This is a genomic window from Paenibacillus marinisediminis (assembly GCF_054343325.1).
Genome location: NZ_JBTGUH010000001.1, coordinates 655,680 through 675,956 on the forward strand (window position 1 = coordinate 655,680; position 20,277 = coordinate 675,956).

At 49.3% G+C, this 20,277-nt stretch carries 20 protein-coding genes; 6 read left to right on the forward strand and 14 right to left on the reverse strand.

Translation table 11 applies throughout. The features are described from left to right. Nucleotides 1–39 precede the first annotated feature (39 nt). The 6 genes from mnmH to ilvB all read right to left on the reverse strand — a co-directional run bounded on the left by mnmH (nt 40) and on the right by ilvB (nt 7,603). Nucleotides 40–1,077: a tRNA 2-selenouridine(34) synthase MnmH gene (mnmH, locus tag ACXX53_RS02955; protein WP_458567100.1), complete on the reverse strand. Its 1,038-nt coding sequence runs from the start codon at nt 1,075–1,077 to the stop codon at nt 40–42. Between the two features lie 208 nt (nt 1,078–1,285). Beyond that, entirely contained in the window at nt 1,286–2,353 is a 1,068-nt protein-coding gene (selD, locus tag ACXX53_RS02960) for a selenide, water dikinase SelD (RefSeq protein ID WP_458567101.1), read from the reverse strand. 205 nt (nt 2,354–2,558) lie between these two features. After that, nucleotides 2,559–4,106 carry a 2-isopropylmalate synthase gene (locus ACXX53_RS02965; protein ID WP_458567102.1) on the reverse strand — a complete coding sequence of 516 codons (1,548 nt, stop codon included), beginning with the start codon at nt 4,104–4,106 and terminating at the stop codon, nt 2,559–2,561. Nucleotides 4,107–4,224: 118 nt separating this feature from the next. Next, complete coding sequence (gene ilvC, locus ACXX53_RS02970) at nt 4,225–5,217, reverse strand: ketol-acid reductoisomerase (RefSeq protein WP_458567103.1); 993 nt, start codon at nt 5,215–5,217, stop codon at nt 4,225–4,227. 143 nt (nt 5,218–5,360) lie between these two features. Beyond that, nucleotides 5,361–5,858: an acetolactate synthase small subunit gene (gene ilvN / locus ACXX53_RS02975; protein WP_458567663.1), complete on the reverse strand. Its 498-nt coding sequence runs from the start codon at nt 5,856–5,858 to the stop codon at nt 5,361–5,363. Beyond that, nucleotides 5,858–7,603 carry a biosynthetic-type acetolactate synthase large subunit gene (ilvB, locus tag ACXX53_RS02980; RefSeq protein ID WP_458567104.1) on the reverse strand — a complete coding sequence of 582 codons (1,746 nt, stop codon included), beginning with the start codon at nt 7,601–7,603 and terminating at the stop codon, nt 5,858–5,860. Before ilvB ends, ilvN begins: the two co-directional genes overlap by 1 nt. A 562-nt stretch (nt 7,604–8,165) precedes the next feature. Between ilvB and ACXX53_RS02985 the strand changes: the two genes are divergently transcribed. Continuing rightward, nucleotides 8,166–8,603, forward strand: a complete 438-nt coding sequence (locus ACXX53_RS02985) for a GNAT family N-acetyltransferase (RefSeq protein ID WP_458567105.1) — start codon at nt 8,166–8,168, stop codon at nt 8,601–8,603. An 80-nt stretch (nt 8,604–8,683) separates the two neighbouring features. On the opposite strand, the gene ACXX53_RS02990 is transcribed toward ACXX53_RS02985, so the two are convergent. From ACXX53_RS02990 to ACXX53_RS03015, 6 genes are all read right to left on the reverse strand, one after another. Continuing rightward, the gene (locus ACXX53_RS02990) at nt 8,684–9,043 is read right to left on the reverse strand and encodes a hypothetical protein (RefSeq protein WP_458567106.1); all 360 of its coding nucleotides are present in this window, start codon (nt 9,041–9,043) and stop codon (nt 8,684–8,686) included. A 268-nt stretch (nt 9,044–9,311) separates the two neighbouring features. After that, nucleotides 9,312–10,379: a nucleoid-associated protein gene (locus ACXX53_RS02995; RefSeq protein WP_458567107.1), complete on the reverse strand. Its 1,068-nt coding sequence runs from the start codon at nt 10,377–10,379 to the stop codon at nt 9,312–9,314. A 191-nt stretch (nt 10,380–10,570) separates the two neighbouring features. Then, entirely contained in the window at nt 10,571–10,930 is a 360-nt protein-coding gene (gene rplT, locus ACXX53_RS03000) for a 50S ribosomal protein L20 (RefSeq protein WP_458567108.1), read from the reverse strand. Between the two features lie 77 nt (nt 10,931–11,007). Then, nucleotides 11,008–11,208, reverse strand: coding sequence for a 50S ribosomal protein L35 (gene rpmI, locus ACXX53_RS03005; protein WP_458567109.1), 201 nt, complete (start codon nt 11,206–11,208; stop codon nt 11,008–11,010). A 70-nt stretch (nt 11,209–11,278) separates the two neighbouring features. Next, the gene (gene infC / locus ACXX53_RS03010) at nt 11,279–11,776 is read right to left on the reverse strand and encodes a translation initiation factor IF-3 (protein ID WP_458567110.1); all 498 of its coding nucleotides are present in this window, start codon (nt 11,774–11,776) and stop codon (nt 11,279–11,281) included. 247 nt (nt 11,777–12,023) lie between these two features. Further along, complete coding sequence (locus tag ACXX53_RS03015) at nt 12,024–13,262, reverse strand: glycosyltransferase family 2 protein (RefSeq protein ID WP_458567111.1); 1,239 nt, start codon at nt 13,260–13,262, stop codon at nt 12,024–12,026. 746 nt (nt 13,263–14,008) lie between these two features. Here ACXX53_RS03015 and ACXX53_RS03020 point away from each other — a divergent pair. Further along, a complete protein-coding gene (locus ACXX53_RS03020) occupies nt 14,009–14,539 on the forward strand; it encodes a phosphatase PAP2 family protein (RefSeq protein ID WP_458567664.1) in 531 nt (176 codons plus the stop codon). Between the two features lie 143 nt (nt 14,540–14,682). Continuing rightward, nucleotides 14,683–15,927 carry an MGDG synthase family glycosyltransferase gene (locus tag ACXX53_RS03025; RefSeq protein ID WP_458567665.1) on the forward strand — a complete coding sequence of 415 codons (1,245 nt, stop codon included), beginning with the start codon at nt 14,683–14,685 and terminating at the stop codon, nt 15,925–15,927. An 88-nt stretch (nt 15,928–16,015) separates the two neighbouring features. Here ACXX53_RS03025 and trmB read toward each other — a convergent pair whose 3' ends face one another. Together trmB and ACXX53_RS03035 are read right to left on the reverse strand one after the other, a co-directional pair. After that, entirely contained in the window at nt 16,016–16,738 is a 723-nt protein-coding gene (gene trmB / locus ACXX53_RS03030; RefSeq protein WP_458567112.1) for a tRNA (guanosine(46)-N7)-methyltransferase TrmB, read from the reverse strand. A 206-nt stretch (nt 16,739–16,944) separates the two neighbouring features. After that, the gene (locus ACXX53_RS03035; RefSeq protein ID WP_458567113.1) at nt 16,945–17,121 is read right to left on the reverse strand and encodes a hypothetical protein; all 177 of its coding nucleotides are present in this window, start codon (nt 17,119–17,121) and stop codon (nt 16,945–16,947) included. 326 nt (nt 17,122–17,447) lie between these two features. On the opposite strand from ACXX53_RS03035, the gene ACXX53_RS03040 reads away from it, so the two are divergent. The 3 genes from ACXX53_RS03040 (at nt 17,448) to ACXX53_RS03050 (ending at nt 20,050) form a co-directional block, all read left to right on the forward strand. Further along, nucleotides 17,448–18,389 (forward strand): TIGR01212 family radical SAM protein, encoded by a 942-nt coding sequence (locus ACXX53_RS03040; RefSeq protein WP_458567666.1) that lies wholly within the window; start codon nt 17,448–17,450, stop codon nt 18,387–18,389. A gap of 1 nt (nt 18,390) precedes the next feature. Beyond that, nucleotides 18,391–18,978 (forward strand): class I SAM-dependent methyltransferase, encoded by a 588-nt coding sequence (locus ACXX53_RS03045; protein WP_458567114.1) that lies wholly within the window; start codon nt 18,391–18,393, stop codon nt 18,976–18,978. 103 nt (nt 18,979–19,081) lie between these two features. After that, the gene (locus ACXX53_RS03050) at nt 19,082–20,050 is read left to right on the forward strand and encodes a type I phosphomannose isomerase catalytic subunit (protein WP_458567115.1); all 969 of its coding nucleotides are present in this window, start codon (nt 19,082–19,084) and stop codon (nt 20,048–20,050) included. Nucleotides 20,051–20,277: the final 227 nt, after the last annotated feature.

Here is a 20,277-nt window from a genome sequence, read left to right on the forward strand (position 1 = left end):
GGGTCAGTCCCCTATTACGATGTGCAAGGTCCATTATCGTTAAGCGTATTTCTTAATCTTAAGTTGTTCCCGAATTATATGATCTGCTTCAACCACATTGCTGGCGTTGATCTCGATTGCATCCTGCTCATACTTCAGAGCAGCATGTTCATAACGAGGATCATAATAATGCTCCAGCATAAGCGCGACAGCTGCCTCATATTGTTCAAGATTTAGCGACTCTCGAATCTGCTGTGCTACCGGAGTATGCAATCGGCGATGAATTCGCTCGAAAGCTGCAATAATCTCATTCTTATGCTGTGTCGGGTCATAGTCCTTCAACAGATTGCGAACTCGCTCTTCCGTCGGCATGTTGATCTGAATGACTCTGCCCCGCTGCTTCGCCTCCATCAGGAAGTTAGGAAGCATTACTTTGCCAAGACGGCGGCTCTCTCCTTCCAGCATGATGTACGGCGCATGTCCCAGTTTAAGCTCATCCAGCCGCTCAACCAGCAGAGCGTCGAACATCTTCTGATTGCGCGGCGCCAAGCCAATATGCCCGAAGATCGAACCGCGATGAGCTGCGAGTCCTTCCAGATCCAACACAGGATATCCATCCTGCGCAAGCCCCGTCAGAAGTTCTGTCTTCCCTGTCCCTGTATGGCCGGCGATAACTATGCAAGGAGCTTCAAGCACATAATGCTCCAGTCGATCCTGTACCCATTGACGGTAATTGCGTATTCCCCCATTCAAGCGAAAAACCTTCATTCCCATCAACGTCATCACCGTTGCCATCGTTCGACTTCGCATACCTCCACGCCAGCAATAGATGACGATCGGTCCTTTCAGCTCACGGAACTGCTTATATAGAGCAGGGAGCTTAGCCGATGCAATCTCCAAGCCTCTTTCCTTAGCCGCTTCAACACTCACTTGCTTATATATGGTCCCTACTTCGCTGCGTTCATCGTCACTGAAGAGAGGAATATTGATGCTTCCTGGAATATGAAACTCCTCAAATTCTCCCGAAGAACGAACATCCACTAGGGTTCCTTGTTCATTGCGGAGAGCAAGACACTGCTCAAGTGTAATATCATGCATGTCTATCACCTCATGTTTGAATCGAAACTGTTATTAGTACTAGATTAACTGATATTTCCCCATTGTTCCACATTAATCGCCATTACATAACCAAACGCTTCAGAATACAATGTTCTGCATATGATGACAAGCCGGCGCTCACATTCAACAACAAAGAATCCACGCTCTAGAAGAGCGTGGATCTATGAATGCTATGGTTAAGCACGAATTATCCTACTTGCCCGCCTTCAACTTTAATCATGCCCGGATGATCAGCAACCGCTGTGCCGATAACGGATGCTTCAACTCCGGCAGATATCAGGCGATCGAGCAAGCCTGCTTCATCTTCTGGATGAACCGCAATCAACAAACCGCCAGAGGTTGTCGCATCGCACAGCATCCAACGCGCGATCTGATCCAGCCGCTCATCAAACTCAATGCTGTCCTGAACGTGCTTGAAGTTATTTTTCGTACCGCCTGGAACTGCGCCTTGCTCTGCCAATTCGCGAACCCGTCCCAAGAACGGAACCTTTTCAGCTTCAATATCCAGCCCTACGCCGCTGCCTTTAGCCATCTCCATAGCATGACCCATCAAACCAAAGCCAGTTACATCCGTACAGCCATGAACGCGATAATCAGCCATTACTTCAGCAGCAGTCTTATTGAGCGTCGACATCACTTGCGTCACACGATCGATCTCTGCATCAGTCAGCAGCCCATTCTTTAAGGCTGTAGTCGAAATGCCAACTCCAATCGGCTTGGTCAGAATCAAACGATCTCCAGCCTGAGCTCCCGCATTCTTGCGGACGCGCTCTGGATGAACCAAGCCAGTTACCGCAAGGCCGAACTTCGGCTCCGGATCATCGATGGAGTGCCCGCCCACGAGCGTAGCACCCGCTTCGCGCACTTTATCAGCCGCGCCGCGCAATATATCTGCCAGAATCGACTTGTCCAGCGTAGAGATCGGGAACGCCACGATATTCAACACCGTCAGCGGCTTGCCTCCCATAGCGTATACATCGCTGAGCGCATTCGCAGCCGCAACCTGGCCAAATGAATAGGGATCGTCCACAATCGGTGTAAAGAAATCGACGGTCTGTACTAGCGCCATCTCATCATTTAGTCGATACACGCCTGCATCATCACTAGTCTCGAGTCCTACGAGCAGGTCGGGGTGAGGCTCGCTCTGCGGCAGCTCCTTCAACACCTGCATCAGATCAGCGGGGCCGATCTTGCAGCCGCAGCCGCCTTTATGAGATAGAGAGGTTAATCTAACATTTGCTTTATGTTCCAACACCAATCACCAATCCTTTGCTCTATATGCGTGATTCAGCCCCTTAGGCAATCAACACATATTAATCCTACAGTCTACCTTACTGCTTTCCCTCGAATGAATCAAGTTGAATATAACGAAGAAACCGCTTGTGATCTATCCATTGCAAAAAAGACTGCACACTCCGTCATGTAAGACAGAACGTACAGTCTCTTCACTTATATGGGCACTATATAAGGCTCATCTTATCACGTCGACCAGTAGAACTCTTCCGCTTCTCAATCAGACGATTCAACGCATCAACGTATGCGCGAGCGCTCGCCTCAATAATATCGGTGCTGACACCTCGACCGCGTTCGGACAATCCATTCTGATCAAGGACGACATGCACTTCACCCAAGGCATCCTTGCCGTGAGTAACCGACTTGATGGAGTAATCGCTTAATTCAACAGCTTCGTTAGAAGCCTGATCGATTGCATTATAGATCGCATCTACAGAGCCGTTGCCTTCTGCCGACCCTTGCAGCACATTGCCTTCCAGTGTCAGTAAGCGTACGGAACCCGTAGGAACAGACTGGTTGGAATAAGAAACATGCATAAATTCCAGCTTGAACACTTCCGGTGTATCGATTAGCTTCTCTTCAATCATCGCTAGAATGTCTTCGTTCGATACTTCCTTCTTCTTATCCGCCAAGTCTTTAAATTTGGCAAATGCCACGTTAAGCTGTTCTTCATTCAGCTCATAGCCAAGGTCAATCAGCTTCTCGCGGAACGCATGGCGGCCGGAATGCTTGCCAAGTACGAGCTTGCTTTCTTTCAGACCTATCGTCTCCGGAGACATAATCTCATAGGTCGTCTTCTCCTTCAGCATGCCGTCTTGATGGATACCGGACTCATGCGCGAACGCGTTAGCGCCGACGATAGCCTTGTTACCCGGCACAACCATGCCTGTCAGCTTGCTGACCATGCGGCTCGTGCGCGCGATCTCGGAGAGCACGAGCGTCGTCTTCGCTTGGAAGAACTCTTGTCTCGTTTCAAGCGCCATCGCCACTTCCTCAAGCGCTGTATTACCTGCGCGCTCGCCGATTCCATTGATCGTGCCTTCGATCTGATCCGCGCCATTCATAATGGCAGCGAGCGCATTGGCTGTTGCCATACCCAAGTCATCGTGACAGTGAGCGCTCAATTGGATCTTCTCAATTCCGGGCACCGTTTCTTTCAGCATTTTAAATATGTTCCCGTACTCATATGGAGTCAGGAAGCCGACCGTATCCGGAATGTTAACGACAGTAGCTCCCGACTTAATCGCCATATCGGTCACTTCGCAGAGGAAGTCGAGCTCTGTGCGTCCTGCATCTTCCGGCGAGAATTCGATCTTGCTGAAATACTTCTTCGCGTACTTAATGGCTGCTGCCGCTGCTTCGAGCATCTCCTCTTTCGTCATCCGCAGCTTATGCTTGCGATGGATCGGTGATGATGCCAGGAACAGATGCAAGCTCGGGTCTTGAGCGCCCTTCAGCGCTTCATAAGCAGCATCGATATCCTGTGTCCGTGAACGGGCTAGCGCAACTACCGAAGCCTGCTTAACCGCTCTCGCTACTGCATTGACTGATGCCAAGTCTCCAGGTGAAGCGGCAGGGAAGCCTGCTTCGATGCGGTCAATGCCGAGTCGCTCTAGCTGATGAGCAATCTCCAGCTTCTCTCTCGTATTCAGGTTCACGCCCGGGGATTGCTCGCCGTCACGCAGAGTCGTATCAAACAAATATATTTTACGCATCCCGTACCTCCTCAATGTCGTCGTGTCTCCGATAATAAAAAACGCCCACCCGCCTTACGACGGGCGGACGCAGTACGCAATCGCCTCACTAAACTATGCTCTGAGCACCGTTCAACGATTACTTCTTAATCCAGTGCATCATTTCACGCAATTGGCCGCCGACCACTTCGATCGGATGATTAGCTTCGTTGCGACGAGTTGCCGTCAGGAATGCACGGTTAGCTTGGTTTTCTAAGATGAAGTCGCGAGCGAATTTACCTTGCTGAATGTCGGAAAGCACTTCTTTCATCGCCTTCTTCGTCTCATCTGTTACGATGCGAGGACCTGTTACATAGTCGCCGTATTCCGCAGTATTACTGATGGAATCGCGCATTGTAGCAAGACCGCCTTCATACATCAAGTCAACGATGAGCTTAAGCTCATGCAAGCACTCGAAGTATGCCATTTCTGGAGCGTAGCCTGCTTCTGTCAATGTCTCGAAGCCTGCTTTAACGAGCGCGCTCATGCCGCCGCACAATACCGCTTGCTCACCGAACAAGTCCGTTTCTGTTTCTTCCTTGAAGGAAGTTTCGATAACGCCTGCGCGAGTACAGCCGATACCTTTTGCATAAGCGAGACCGATTGCCTTCGCGTTGCCAGTTGCATCCTGCTCGATCGCGATCAGACCAGGAACGCCGAAGCCTTCCACATAAGTGCGGCGTACAAGATGACCTGGGGACTTAGGCGCTACGAGCAATACGTCATTGTCCTTAGGTGCGATGATCTGACCAAAGTGAACGTTGAAACCGTGGGAGAACATCAACGCAGCGCCTTTTTTCAAGTTAGGTGCGATCTCATTGTTATATACTGATGCTTGAGTTTCATCAGGCATCAGGATTTGTACAACGTCCGCGCGGCTTGTCGCATCAGCAACAGACATGACTTCAAAGCCATCTTGGCGTGCTTTCTCTGCGGATTTACCTTCACGAAGACCGATGATAACTTGAAGACCGCTGTCACGCAAGTTTTGCGCTTGAGCATGTCCTTGGCTTCCGTAGCCGATTACTGCGATTGTTTTGTTTTGCAATACTCCGAAGTCTGCGTCTTTTTCATAGTACATTGTAACTGCCATACGTATGATTCCTCCTCATATTAGTTCCATTATAGTAGATGTATTGCTGATCCCCAGATGAATGCGGGTGTGTGAAGAGGCAATTCCGCTTGCCCCTTCATACACCCCCTCATCTGGAGGGTGGTTATTGCATATATGCGTTATTACTTCGCATCCGTTATCGAGCCGCGAATCATAGCCGTAATGCCTGTTCGGCTGATCTCGCGAATGCCATACGGCTTCAGCAGCTCAATCATCGCTTCAATCTTAGGTGAATCCCCAACAACCTGCACAACCAGCGTTGTCGGACCGATATCGACGATCGAAGCTCGGAACGTCTCGACGATACCGATGATCTCGGGACGTTCCTTATGATCAGCTTTAACCTTGATCAAGGCTAATTCACGGCCTACCATGGACTGTGAGCTTAAGTTAATGACTTTTATAACATCTATAATCTTGTACAGCTGCTTCTCGATCTGCTCCAGTGTATGATCGTCTCCTGATGTAACAATCACCATGCGAGACAATCCAACCTCTTCAGAAGCTCCGACTGTAATACTCTCAATATTAAACCCGCGGCGTCCGAACAAGCCGGACACACGTTGGAGGACACCGGGCTGATCATTCACAATAACGGCGATGGTATGTTTTGTTGTCATCATTCGCTATCCCCCATTATCATCTGATCTATTGTGCTGCCTGCCGTAACCATCGGATACACATTCTCATGCTTGGCTACGACGAACTCAACAACGGCTGGCCCTGGCGTGTTCATCGCCTCTTCCCATGCTTGGCGCGCCTCTTCCTTATTCGTGGCGCGGAAGCCGCGTACACCGTATGCTTCAGCGAGCTTCACAAAGTCCGGACTGCCTGCAAGATCGATGTGGCTGTAGCGATTATCATATATAAGCTCCTGCCACTGACGCACCATGCCGAGTACTTGGTTGTTAATGATAACCACCTTAACCGGAATGTTGTTGATCGCGCAGATCGCCAGCTCTTGCGCGCACATCTGCATGCCTCCGTCGCCGTTCACAGAAACGACTACGCGATCCGGCTTCGCCATCTGAGCGCCGATGGCAGCCGGGAAGCCGAAGCCCATCGTGCCAAGTCCGCCTGATGTAATAAAGGAGCGCGGATGATTGAAGCCATAATACTGGGCTGTCCACATCTGATGTTGACCAACGTCCGTCGTTACGATGGCTTCACCCTTCGTCATATCGTGGATCATCTGAATAACCCATTGCGGCTTCAGCACTTCATCCGAATCGATGTAGCGAAGCGGCTTCTCCGCCTTCCATTGCTGGATCAGTCTTCGCCACGCTTCCGCTTTATCGGTGTGCTTCACTGCAGTATTGACTTGTTGCAAAGTCGTGCGGATGTCGCCAACGATAGGGATATCCGTCGGAACGTTCTTGCCGATCTCCGCTGGATCAATGTCAATGTGCACTACCTTAGCATTTGGTGCAAAACCATTCAAGTTGCCTGTTACGCGATCGTCGAATCTCGCTCCGATGTTGATCAGCAGATCTGACTCTTGAATTCCCATGTTAGCCGTGTAGGTACCATGCATACCGGGCATTCCCATCCACAGCTCATGACCGCTTGGAAAACCGCCTAGTCCAAGCAATGTCGTTGTTACCGGAATTCCCGTCTTCTTCACGAACTCCAACAGTTCTTCATGAGCGCCGGAGTGTACAATTCCTCCGCCAGCCAATATTACTGGCCGTTCCGCGTGTTTGATCGCCTTCAGCATCTTATCCACTTGATGCTTATTCGGCTGAACTGTCGGGTTATAGCCTCGGAGATTGACTTTATCAACTGGCTTGAACTTGACTTTAGCAGCGGACACATCTTTCGGAATGTCGATAAGTACAGGACCCTTACGACCCGTATTCGCAATGTGGAACGCTTCATGAATGACTCTTGGCAAGTCTGCAGCGTCTCGAACCAAATAACTGTGCTTCGTAATCGGCAGCGTTATGCCTGTAATATCCGCTTCTTGGAAAGCATCGGTTCCGATGAGTGACGTTGCCACATTGCCTGTGATAACTACGAGCGGTATAGAGTCCATGTAGGCGGTCGCGATGCCTGTCACGAGGTTCGTCGCACCTGGTCCCGATGTCGCGATGCAGACACCGACTTTGCCGCTTGCGCGAGCATAGCCATCTGCCGCATGTATTGCTCCCTGTTCGTGACGTGTCAGCAAGTGATTAAAGTCGTCGAATCCGTGCATCGCGTCATAAATGTACAGCACTGCTCCACCTGGATAACCGAAGACGCACTCTACACCTTCCAACAACAAGCTGCGGAGCAAGATTTCTGAGCCTGTAATGACCTCAGGCTTTGACCATTTCTCTCGTAATTCTTCTTTTGATCGCATTGTCGTTTGATGTGCGCTCATTCGCCATCCTCCTTTATATCTTGATCAAGCTAACAAAAAAACCTTTCGCCCTGCACAGCCATTCCAATAGAATGCTGAATAGGGACGAAAGGTTGATCTTCCGTGGTACCACCCGATTTCACTTCACATTTCGCAATGCGAAGCCTCCGGAAGTATGCGCACTGCATACTTCGACGCCTAACGCGCGTCTGACGATTCTTCCTAATTCGATGTGTAGGATCAAAGAACGCTAATGGTTGGATCTTCGTCATCGTTTCAGAAGAACAGCTCCGAGGTGAGCTCGATCATAGGGGTATTGGCGTCGGTTTCAGCTGATCTCCGCACGCTCTCTGTTCAAAAGAGCCCTAAGTCTTCGTCCTCTTCATAGCCGTTGGATAATATTGCTGTTCGTGTTACCGAATGTTTAGGAACATTATAGTCCGACACTTTAACCGAGTCAATAGGTCGTTTTTAAAATATTGTTGTTCCAATTGCATGCGCTTCTTCATACGATATCCCAACATAGATGCTGTAAAGCCATCCCAGATATGTGATATTAGGCTTACAATCCGGAGGAATGACTATGCTTCGGCTTCGGGATCCGAAACTAGATGACCGTGATATTCTGCAGTTGGTTACCACGGAATTGATACCCAAATCGAACAATATGATCCATGGCGAACAAGTGAAACATGATCTGCCAATCCGATTAAAGCGCGGCATTACCTTTGTAGAAACCGACAAGCATGATCGTGTAATTGGCTTCGTTCACATCCTTGTCATACAACATAAATTAATTATTGACCTGATCGCTGTCAAGCATGATTCGAAGCGAAAGGGCATTGGAACCCGATTGCTTGCACATGCAGAATCTGCGGGTCGCAAGAGTTATTGCCAGTCAGCGATTCTGTTGTTCGACCTCGGGAATGAACAGGCTCGTCTATTCTACGAGCGCGCGGGATATTACGTGACCGGTTATCTGCCTGACTTTAAATGCTATGAAATGGAAAAAATCTTGTGACATGTATGTATGCCCGGAGTCCCCAGCTCCGGGCTGCGTGCTCGCTCTCGTATCCTCATACGACCTGCTGATTTCTATTTTTATTCGCGAAAGCAGCCAAATGGCCCACACCCGCACCCGCATCCGCCGCCGAATCCACCACCAAATCCTCCACCGAAGCCGTTATCGAAGCCGCCGAAACCACCGGATCCAAACGGTCCGCCGCCAAATCCGCCAAAGCCAAATGAACCGCTAGCTAGCGTACCTATAGCTAGTAAGTCGAATAGCGCAAGCGCTAGTAACGCTCTCGTCCCAGCGCCTTTACTCGTTCTTTGTTCCAAGATAAGCCTATTCCCAGATACTTCAAGAAGTCTGCCTGTTACAACAGATCCGTCCTTGCGAACTGCACGGATATGCTCGCCTACCCACTTTGCGGCCTGTTCTTTCGATACCCTGCGCATGAGAACCACCCCTTCAACATACGTACCCTATACAATATGTCCGCTCTACTCTATCTGATTGTATGAATATCCTATCATTTTACAAACTAAACTAGGGTCTGCAGTTGATCATCCTATGCTCCACAATGCGCTAAAGCGTTCGCCATTTCGAGCCATAATTATTTATCACTGGTCAATTAATAGAGAAAGCAGCAAATCCGATAGATTAAACAAAAAGACCGCTCGCTGCTTCGCGAACGGTCTATTCATGATTAGCGGGCATCCCTCGCTATTCTTCCTCGTTGAAATATACCTTGTAATAATACATCTGGCGCTCTTCGTCATAGCCTCGCTCCAGATAAGGGAAGGCTTCCTCATTCTTCAGCTTCAATTCAATGCCTGTATCGGTGCGGATATTGTTCTGAATCGTTCGCTTCACCTTCTTTAACGCTACCTGCGAGATCGGCATCGCATCGAATGGAGGCAGGTCGTTCACTTCCTCGTACGTCTCCTTATACGCCTTGAACATTTCTTTGTGCTCTGGACGCTCTGGGAGTACGGTCTCGACGAAGGCTTCCGGCTCAAACGTGTCATTCTTCGCAAAGTACTCCATCGTGCTGCTAATGAACTCCAGCTTCTCCTTCTTCTCCGGCTGCTCGGCCGCTGGCGCGATAACACTGTCATAGAACTCGCTGCACATTTGAATCGCCGCATCTGTATAATAATGCTCGTCCTCTACCAGCTTCAGCTGCAGGAAGTCCTCCTTCCAATACTGCGCCTCTTCATTGGCTCGGCTGCCTGTGTCCACGATACATACTCGGAAGCCAGAATCCGCGTAAATATTGAAGATCAAACACCCTTTGTCCAGCTTCTTAATGTTCACGCCTTCTTGAACAGATACCCCCAGCTCGTTCTCCGATTGCTGCTTCACCTGCAGGAACGTATCTTTATTCTCCGACTTAAAGATACCGATGGCATCGACGCTGAAGTTTCCATACAACACATTCGTAAAGTGCGCGACATAGAGATCACCCGGCTTAATCTGCGGGTGTGTTGACTGGGCATATAAGTGATTCAGGATGTGAACCGATTGCTCATGAAAGGATTGCGGCTGATAAAATATTCGACTTGCAAATGTATACACTTCATTGAGTTGAAGATCCGCCTCATGATGGAATTGATTAAAGACATCAAACTTGAATGGACGGACGAAATAATGAGTCAGCGCTTGGCGCAGCACCTCATCATCCGACACATCGCTCAATTGCTGTGATACCACAACGCCCTCATCTCGCGCTGCGCTTCCTACCTTATGAATTACAAGCTGATGAATGTTTATTTGAGATACATCGATCACGGCTTACTCCCTCTCTGCAGCAACTATTCGTATTAGAATTGTAATTTACATATAGGCACAGGTCAATTCGTAATCCTTAACCGGACTAAGCGAATAAAACACAAATGCGCCCTATAGATTAACGCTGGTTCATCTCCAACGCTCATTCCATAAGGCGCACGCTATTGCAACACGGTTCAGAAGACTCTGAGTTACGCGTTAACTTTCTCTTTTGCTACTGCTGCAAGGGAGTTGAACGCATTGATATCGTTCACTGCCAGATCAGCAAGCATCTTGCGGTTGATGTTAACATCAGCCAATTTCAGGCCATGCATGAATTTGCTGTAAGACAAACCGTTCATGCGAGCTGCTGCGTTGATACGAGCGATCCACAGTTTGCGGAAGTCGCGCTTCTTTGTACGGCGATCACGGTATGCATAAAGCAAGGATTTCATTACTTGCTGGTTAGCTGTTTTAAACAAACGGTGTTTGGAGCCAAAGTAACCTTTAGCCAATTTCAATACTTTTTTATGACGACGACGTGTTGTAAATCCGCCTTTAACTCGTGCCATGTCGAATACCTCCCAATCGATTCGTGTCCGTATAGTAGTACCGCATGCTCAACATACGGCATGTTAGTTTGAATAAATTACTTCAGGTTTGCCAATTGTTGCTTAATGCGGCGTACATCGCCAGCTGCCATTACAGGGTTGCCTGCAAGAACACGCTTCGTACGCTGGGATTTGTGCGACAACAGGTGGTTTCTGCCTGCTTTATAGCGGCGAACTTTACCGGAACCTGTAATTTTGAAGCGGCCTTTCAAGCTGCTGTGTGTTTTCATTTTAGGCATAATCATGTCCTCCTCGATATTGAATGTCCCCGCTTACCCTTATCTCGTCGGTAAGCATATGCACCTCAACTTAATTCGTCTTCGGTGCCAGAATCATTATCATGCTGCGGCCTTCCAGCTTCGGTTGACGCTCAACCGAGCACAGCTCAGCCGCTTCCGCTTTCACACGTTCCAGGACGCGTTTACCGATCTCCGCATGTGTGATCTCACGACCGCGGAAACGAACGGAGCATTTTACTTTGTCACCGTCGCGTAAGAACTTTACAACATTACGAAACTTCGTTTGGTAGTCGTGTTCCTCGATATTGGCACGGAACCACACTTCCTTGACATCGACAACCTTCTGGTTCTTACGAGCCTCTTTCTCCTTCTTCTGCTGCTCGTAACGGAACTTTCCGTAGTCCATAATGCGGCATACCGGCGGTTTAGCCTGCGGAGCCACATTAACTAGATCCAAATTGGCATCGAAAGCCATCTGCAGTGCTTCACGGAATGGTGTAATACCAATCTGTTCTCCGTTAGCTCCAACCAAGCGAACTTCCTTCGCACGAATCTCTTCATTGATCAAATGTTCCTTGCTAATGACGTAGCACCTCCAACTTCAATTTCCCCTTCTCATCAAAAAAGGGATGTCGGCTACAAAAGAGCCCACATCCCTCACAAAGTTTCACGTGTGAGAACCGCATGGAGCGGTTATATCCGGAACCAGCCAACATAAGTCGGTCAGGTGAGAAGCGGGCGCTTCTGCTTAGAATTAACATACTCAAGTACTATATCATATGCTCTCCAGCAATGTCAACTGCGGATTCAAAGTTTTATCCCTGCTTACCGTGAACTTCTTCAAGGCGCACAACGCGCGAGTGCTCGGTATGGCTCCACACTTTGTTGTTCTGCGTGAAGAACGCATAGAACGTGATTGGAAACCATGACAGCAGATAGATCGGGAAAGTAACCAGTGACGCATAAATCTTCCATGAACGAACGCCTTCCAGTACAAGCGCCAGTACGAACAAGCCTCCTGACAGCACAAGAGAGGCAACCGCGAGCCACGCAGGGATAAATTCATACAAGGTTGGGAAGTTCGGGCCGTTTAAGAATACCGCGTCCACCCAAATGTATACGGACAACAACAACGTCAGCAGAACGGTGTAAACATTGGTCGTGTACAGCGCTGTATCGAACTTCGCCAGGTTGCGCTCCTTAAGGCTCTGCCAGAGCAACGGGAAGAAGTAACGGCGAGCTACTGTGAAGTGACCTTGCATCCAACGCAAGCGCTGACGAGCGGAAGCCTTGAACGTAAGCGGCTTCTCGTCATATACGCGAGCGCGATAGCTGAATACCGGGTTAACGCCGTGCTTGACACAGCGAACCGTAAACTCCAAGTCTTCAACGAGGCTTGTTGCGCCCCAGCCCATTTCTTTCAACAACTCAGTCTCGAAGCACATGCCTGTACCGCCAAGGAAGTTCGCTAACTTCAGATTCGTACGTGCCAGCTGCCACAAGCGGTTGCAGTACCAGTAAGTTACTCCATACGCAGCCGTAACCCAAGAATCTGTTGGGTTCTTCGTGTCGATATAACCTTGAATGACGCGAGCGCCGGAGCACAGCTCATTGTTCATGTGGCGCAGGAAGTCGTCACCGATCAGGTTGTCCGCATCCAGCATCACGACAGAGTCGTATTGCTTCGGCATCTCCCACAGCTTGCTCAGCATCCACTCGATAGCAAAGCCCTTACCGCGCTGATTCGGATTATGACGCTCGCAAGCATTCCAGCCATGAGCGCGGACGATGTCCGCTGTCTTATCTGTGCAATTGTCACAGATCACGAACACGTCATACATGTCCTGCGGATAATCCAGATGCTTCAGGTTATCCATTAACGCATCGATTACTTTTTCTTCGTTATGTGCAGCAACGAGAACTGCAAATGTGTTTTTTGGTTCGTATTGTGTATAGTGCTTCTTGCGATAAATGCCGACCAGCGATAAAGAGAACTGATACACCCCTATTGCCGCCAGCAGCACTTGCAAAGCAACTAGCCATTTGTCCATCATTAGTTGATGTCCCCCTTTATGATATACCCCTTGGAACATAGACCTGTCATCTTTCTATGTGTGATCAGGACCAGAGCCGCCCTATATATGAGCTATGTTTTATCTATTATCTATTATCAGCTTCAAAATAAAACGGTCGAACACGATTTTCTATCTTTTAGCCGCATTTGTCAAAACCTTTTATTGGCTTTCAGAGCGTTTTTACTGCTTCCTCCTCATTAAACTCGAACAAAACAGCACGATATTGAGCAATAAAGCTCCAGTTCGTTAAGTTTTCATTCATTTTCGTCTTTTTTGCGGCTAAAGACCCCCTTTACGCTATTCTTGTCAGATAATTGTACGGAATCACATACAGGCTCTTGGCTTACAAAATCTAACGAAACAGGTTAGTCAAAGGTTTCAACCACCTCTTACTTGCTTATCCATATATAGGATACGAACCATTCTTGGTCGGTGTACGAAGCAGTTGGACAGGGCATATTTTTTCCAAATAGGGAGTAAATCATACAAAATGTTTGGAAGTTGATTCTGAAGTCCCTGTTGTGCAGGGTGCAAATTTTTCAATAATATTAATGTGAAACCGAAGTGAATTGCCTCAGAATAGTATATTGCCTCATCCAAGGTTTAAGGTAAAATGAAGATAAGGGTCTCATTTAAATAAAATTCACAATTCCCTCAACTTCTGATAATGTTACGTTGATACGATATAGAGAGATTCCCGCATAAACGGAGGGATAACGATGGCCATGACCCGTTTCATCTCGCGGCTCGGACAGCGAGAACGTCAATTTTTCTTATGGATCAATCATCGATTAAATAACCGGTTCATGAATATTGTCTTGTATACGCTGACACATCTTGGAGGCGCAACCTTCACGATAATCTTCACCGTTCTGCTCGGGCTGCTGGCCCCGGAACCTTGGAGCACGATCGGCTGGCAGGCCTTGGTTGCTCTAGGAGTAAGCCATCTTCCTGTGGCGCTGATCAAGAAGCTGTATCCAAGAGTTCGACCGCACCTAGCGCTGCCAAATATTCGTACGTTCAGGAAGCCGCTCGTCGATCATTCATTCCCGTCAGGACATACTACGGCTATATTTTCGATAACAGTTCCTATCATGCTAGCTTGCCCGATCTTAATCTGGCTGCTGCTGCCAATTGCACTTATTGTTGCATTATCTCGTATGTATCTAGGACTGCATTATCCTTCTGATTGCCTGGCAGGCGCTGCACTCGGTACGCTGTCTGCGGTCGGAACCGTAGTACTCTGGCCTGTTTGACCATTAACAGTTCATTATTCTTGGTAAACGTACTAAGCGCTGAGTTAAAGTACCATAATATCATGAAGAAGGTGACGATCATGCAGAACGATGCTCCCTCTCCCTCTGAGGCAGAGGAACTAAGTACGCATGAACAAGCGGGAATTCATAAGAAACGCATTTTATTGTTGTCAGAACGCTTTGGTGCAGGTCATACTCAAGCCGCACACGCTCTTGCTGTCAGCTTGCGCAAGCTCTCGCCCCATGTACAGACCAGGGTGATGGAGCTCGGCAGTTTCTTAAACCCTAAGACAGCACCGCTAATAATTGAAGCCTACAGAAAAACGGTAAGCATACAGCCTAAGCTGGTCGGTTTCATGTATAAGACTCAATATAAGCGCTCGATCAATCCACTGACTTCAATGGCGCTTCATCGCCTGTTTTATACGCACGCGATGTCTGTCATGCGGCAATTAAGACCTGATATGATCGTATGTACGCACCCTATTCCGAATGCAGTCGTGGCACGTCTACGTCGCCACGGTTTGAAGGTGCCGCTCTATACGCTAATAACGGATTATGATGCGCACGGCTCTTGGGTAAGCCCTGGAGTATCCAAATACTTAGTCTCAACTCCCGAAGTACGTAATAAGCTGATTGGACACGGTGTAACGACTGATCTTATCCATGTAACGGGAATTCCGGTACATCCCAAGTTCTCTGACAAGCACGATCTCTACTCCAAATTGATCATTCGGGAACAGTACGGCTTGAGGGAAATGCCTACCATACTCGTTATGGGCGGTGGATGGGGATTGATGGATTCGGAGCAAACCAATGAGCTTCTAACGCGCTGGAGCAATGAGATTCAATTCATCTTCTGTATCGGCAATAATGAGAAGTTGCATCGGAGACTGCTTCTCAATCCACGCTATCGACACCCGAACGTGCATATCATAGGATACACGAACGAGATCGATAAGCTGATGGATGTATCCGATCTGCTGATAACGAAGCCTGGCGGCATGACATGTACAGAAGCGCTTGCGAAGGGCATTCCGATGCTGTTCTACAGTCCGCTTCCTGGTCAAGAAGAAGAGAACAGTCTCTACTTTACGACTAAGGGATATGCCGAAGCGATTACTTCACCGATCACCATAACTCACTGGATGAACATGCTCATCCATAATTACGATGAGGTAAGCAGTCGCAGACGTCAGTATGAACAGAATGCGGCTCGTTATGATCAATGGGCCTGCGCGGAAACGATTCTTCAAGCGTTGGGTATGCAGATTTCGTACAATTTTAAGCAAAATGACCCTGTTGATATAGTCAAGGTTGTTGACGAGATGGAAAACAGCGTTGAACGCGAGCACAATCAAGACAATCCTGAGGGCGATCCTCGTTAGATGAATACAAACGCTGCTTAGCACAAAAATGGTTCTATCCACGAGCATTCGCTCTGCAGATAGAACCATTTATGCATTCCCTATTGGATTAATATCTACGGCGCGCCTTCGCCTTCTCTTCCTCGTATGACCGTAGGGCTTCAGACCCCATAAGCACCTCTACTCGATGGATATTCATCCCTCTACCCACAAACTTCTGCTCATATTCCGTCATCACATGTTCTTGATTGATCTCATCGCGATGCAAGTTAAGCGAAATATTTCTCATCTGCAGGCCGAGCTCAGCAAAGCTGTTCAACGAGAATTCGAATAGCGTTTCCGAATCCGTCTTCAGATGAATTTCTCCTTGTTCATTCATGATACGGCCGTACTTCTCCACGAAACGCGGATGAGTCAATCTGCGGCGAGCATGCTTCTTCTTCGGCCATGGATCACTAAAGTTCAGATAAATCCGATCCAGTTCCCCAGCCGCAAAAATAGATTCTATAAATTCAATATTCGCACGAACCAATCGAAGATTGGCAGGATGCTGAAGTCCGCTGCCCGATGGATCACCCAGTTGGAGCGCCTTCTCAGCAGCGCGAGCAATTAATTCATCGTACATATCGATGCCGATGAAGTTTACGTTTGGATATTTCAAGCTCATTTCACTAATAAATTGTCCCTTACCCATACCGAATTCCACATAAATTGGGCGATCGTTGCCAAACAACTGCTTCCACTGTCCTTTATGGGCTTCCGGCTCGAGCACGACAAGCGTAGACAATTGCTCCAATTGCTCGCGCGCGCCCTTCTTGCCGCGTAAACGCATAATGATGCCTCCAATGTACATATGGTATAAAGCTCTATCATGTAAATATTAAATCTGCTAGGCATGCTATTATTGCATGTCCCAAACCATTATTGTGCCGAATCTACGTTAAAATGTAAAGCGCGAAAAAAAGGAATGCCAATCGCATTATCTGCGCTGGACACTCCTTTTGAATGTGCATATAATCATTTGATTAAAATACTGAATTATCGTTCTGCTGCTTCCAGCTTGCGGTCAATGGCATCCAGAAGCTTGCGCGTTGCGCTCGGCTTCACTTCCAAGTTCGCGTTAAAGCGTTGTCCGGATAATGCCATTGCTTCCTTCACTGTTAATTCAACCGTTATCTTGTCCTCGCCGCGAGGAACCGTTAAACTGGACTTCATCATCCATCACCTCACTAGTCATCTGTACCTTCTGTTCCAAGTATGGCTGTGTCTAATGTGGGTTTGCGATTATGTCGAGTTAGAAGAGCTGAGCGTGCATCAAATAAAGTAAATGTTTACTGGAATAATATAACATATGATGTAAGGTATTTCAAGCTAAACTTCGCTTTTGACGCGGATTCTGCTACAATAAGAACGGTGTTTCAACCGACTCATGATTAGCAACAAATCAAGATTTCAAACAATAAATCACGCTATGCTGAAAGGGCTTGCTGCAATTGAAATATAATCAACATGTTCCCGCCATCGGCGGGTCTGATGCTCCTATATCCGAACAGCCTCTCCTCTGGGGAGACAAGCGTTTTCACACATGGAATGTAGAAATGCGCGAGCAGTTCGGCGAAAAAGTATTCAAGGTCATGCTCGATGCCGGATTCACCTGTCCCAATCGAGACGGTCGGATCGCGATCGGCGGCTGCACCTTCTGCAGCGCGCGCGGATCAGGCGACTTCGCTGGTCGACGCCGCGATGACCTCGTCACGCAATTCAATACGATTCGCGATAAACAGCACGCGAAATGGCCGAATGCGAAGTACATCGGCTACTTCCAAGCTTATACCAATACGTATGCGCCAGTGGAGACGCTGCGTGAATATTTTGAAGTGATTCTGGAGCAGCCAGGCGTAGTCGGGCTGTCGATCGCTACGCGCCCGGATTGCCTGCCGGATGATGTCGTCGAGTATTTGGCAGAATTAAATAAGCGCACTTATCTGTGGGTCGAGATGGGCTTGCAGACGATTCACGACTCTACTTCTGATCTGATTAACCGTGCGCATGACTCCGCCTGCTACGTTGAGGCGGTAGAGAAGCTGCGCAAGCATAATATTCGAGTCTGTACGCACATCATCTATGGACTTCCGCAGGAAACCCATGAGATGATGATAGAGACCGCACAGGCGGTTGCCCGCATGGATGTGCAGGGCATCAAGCTTCATCTGCTTCACCTAATGAAGAAGACCCCGATGGTCAAACAGTATGATGCAGGACTGCTTCGCTTCTTGGAGCAGGATGAATACGTGAAGCTTATCGTTGATTCGCTCGAGATCCTGCCGCCGGAGATGATCGTACACCGTGTAACGGGCGATGCGCCGCGCGATCTGTTGATCGGACCTCTCTGGAGCTTGAAGAAGTGGGAAGTGCTGAACGCGATAGATGCGGAGCTGAAGCGCCGCAATACATGGCAGGGCAAGTTCTGGAGGGGGAAGTAACATGGGCTTCCTCTCCGTGCTGAGCTATGCCCAGCAGATCGTAAAGGAGCGCGTCCACCCCGGCGACCTCGCGGTGGACGCTACGATGGGGACGGGCGTGGACACGCTGTACCTCGCCCGTCTCGTGGGCGAACGCGGCCAAGTCGCCGCGTTCGACATTCAGGCGCAGGCGGCGGAGCTTACCCGCCGGCGCCTGATCGACGCGCTCGGCCCGGATGCAGCCGCGCGCGTCGATCTTCGCATCGCGAGCCACGCTGCGATGCAGGAGGCGCTCCCGCCGGCGTGGCGCGGGCAGACGGCTGCCGTCATGTTCAACCTCGGCTATCTGCCTGTGGCAGAGGCCGATAAGGCGGTCATGACGGAGCCGTCCACGACGCTCGAGGCGCTCGAGGGGGCGCTTGCTTTGCTGCGCCCAGGCGGCGTGCTGAGCGTCGTGCTGTACCCGGGCCACGAGGGCGGCGATCGCGAAGCGGCGGCCGTCGAAGCCTGGGCCGCCGGGCTGCCTGCGCACGTCGGGCAGGCAGTCGTGTACCGCATGCTGCAGCGCCCGCATGCGCCATATGTCATCGGCGTCGAGAAGCGCCGCTAGACCACAGCTTTGATTTATCAAGTACCGCTCTTACATGTTGCGGTTGCTTTTTAAATAAGATACAGCAAGAAGAGACTAGAAGAATCGCATGGGAGTGAAGAGCATGACAACACCATACCCTCTGAAATTTCAACCTGTATTCCAAGAACGCGTCTGGGGTGGACGCGCACTCGAGCAGTTCGGACTTGAGCTGCCAGAAGGTCATATCGGCGAAGGCTGGATGATCGGCGACCATCCGAACGGCACGACGAAAGTCGTAAACGGCGAGTTTGCTGGCAAAGGACTTGACGAAGTACGCGAGGCAATTGGCAAAGAGTGGTTCGGCACTAAGGGCTTCTCTGAGAAAAATGGCCGTTTCCCGCTTCTTATCAAGCTGCTCGATTGCAATGATGACTTGTCCGTACAAGTGCACCCGACTGACGACTATGCTGGTTTGCCTACAGGCGAGCTCGGCAAGACGGAAATGTGGTACGTGCTTGATGCGAAGCCGGGCGCTAAGCTGATCTACGGTCTGAAGGACGGCGTAGATCGCGCAGCAATGGCTCAAGCGATCGAAGAAGGACGTATCATGGAAGTACTGCAAGAAGTTCCTGTACAAGCAGGCGACTCCCTGTACATTCCAGCAGGCACTGTGCATGCATTGTGCGCTGGCGTCGTTGTAGCAGAGATTCAACAGAACTCCGATACAACTTACCGCTTGTATGATTACAACCGCCCTGGCTTGGATGGCAAGCCTCGTGCGCTGCATGTCGAGGATTCCTTGAATGTCACTGCCTATGAAGGCGCTGGCGCAACTCGCATGACGACAGATCACGCGAAGCCTAACGAATGGCTTCAGCTTGCGGAGTCCCCTTACTTCATCGTAGAAAAAGGGATCGTTCGTGCTCCTTGGGAGCTCGCAACTACTCCAGAAAGCTTCGTCATTCTTGTCATTTGCGAAGGAACAGGCTCACTGAAATGGGCTGACGGCTCCATCGATCTTAACGCAGGCGAATGCTTGTTGCTCCCTGCTAACCTAGGAGCATATACACTTGACGGCAACTGCACCGTGCTGCGTTCTGTAGCACCTTAACTCATACCGCAATCACAACAAGAGCTTGCCCTATAGATGGACAAGCTCTTGTTTATTTATTCCGATCATTGCTCCCCCGTACAGCTATCACGTTCCAATCACCAACGCTCAGGGTCGCTCCAACTAGCTAACCCGGTTTTTACCCGTTACAGCCCGCGCCACACTCAACTCGACACTCGTAACCGGCTAAAAACCTCTTACGTGCTCCATTCACCAATCGCTCAAGG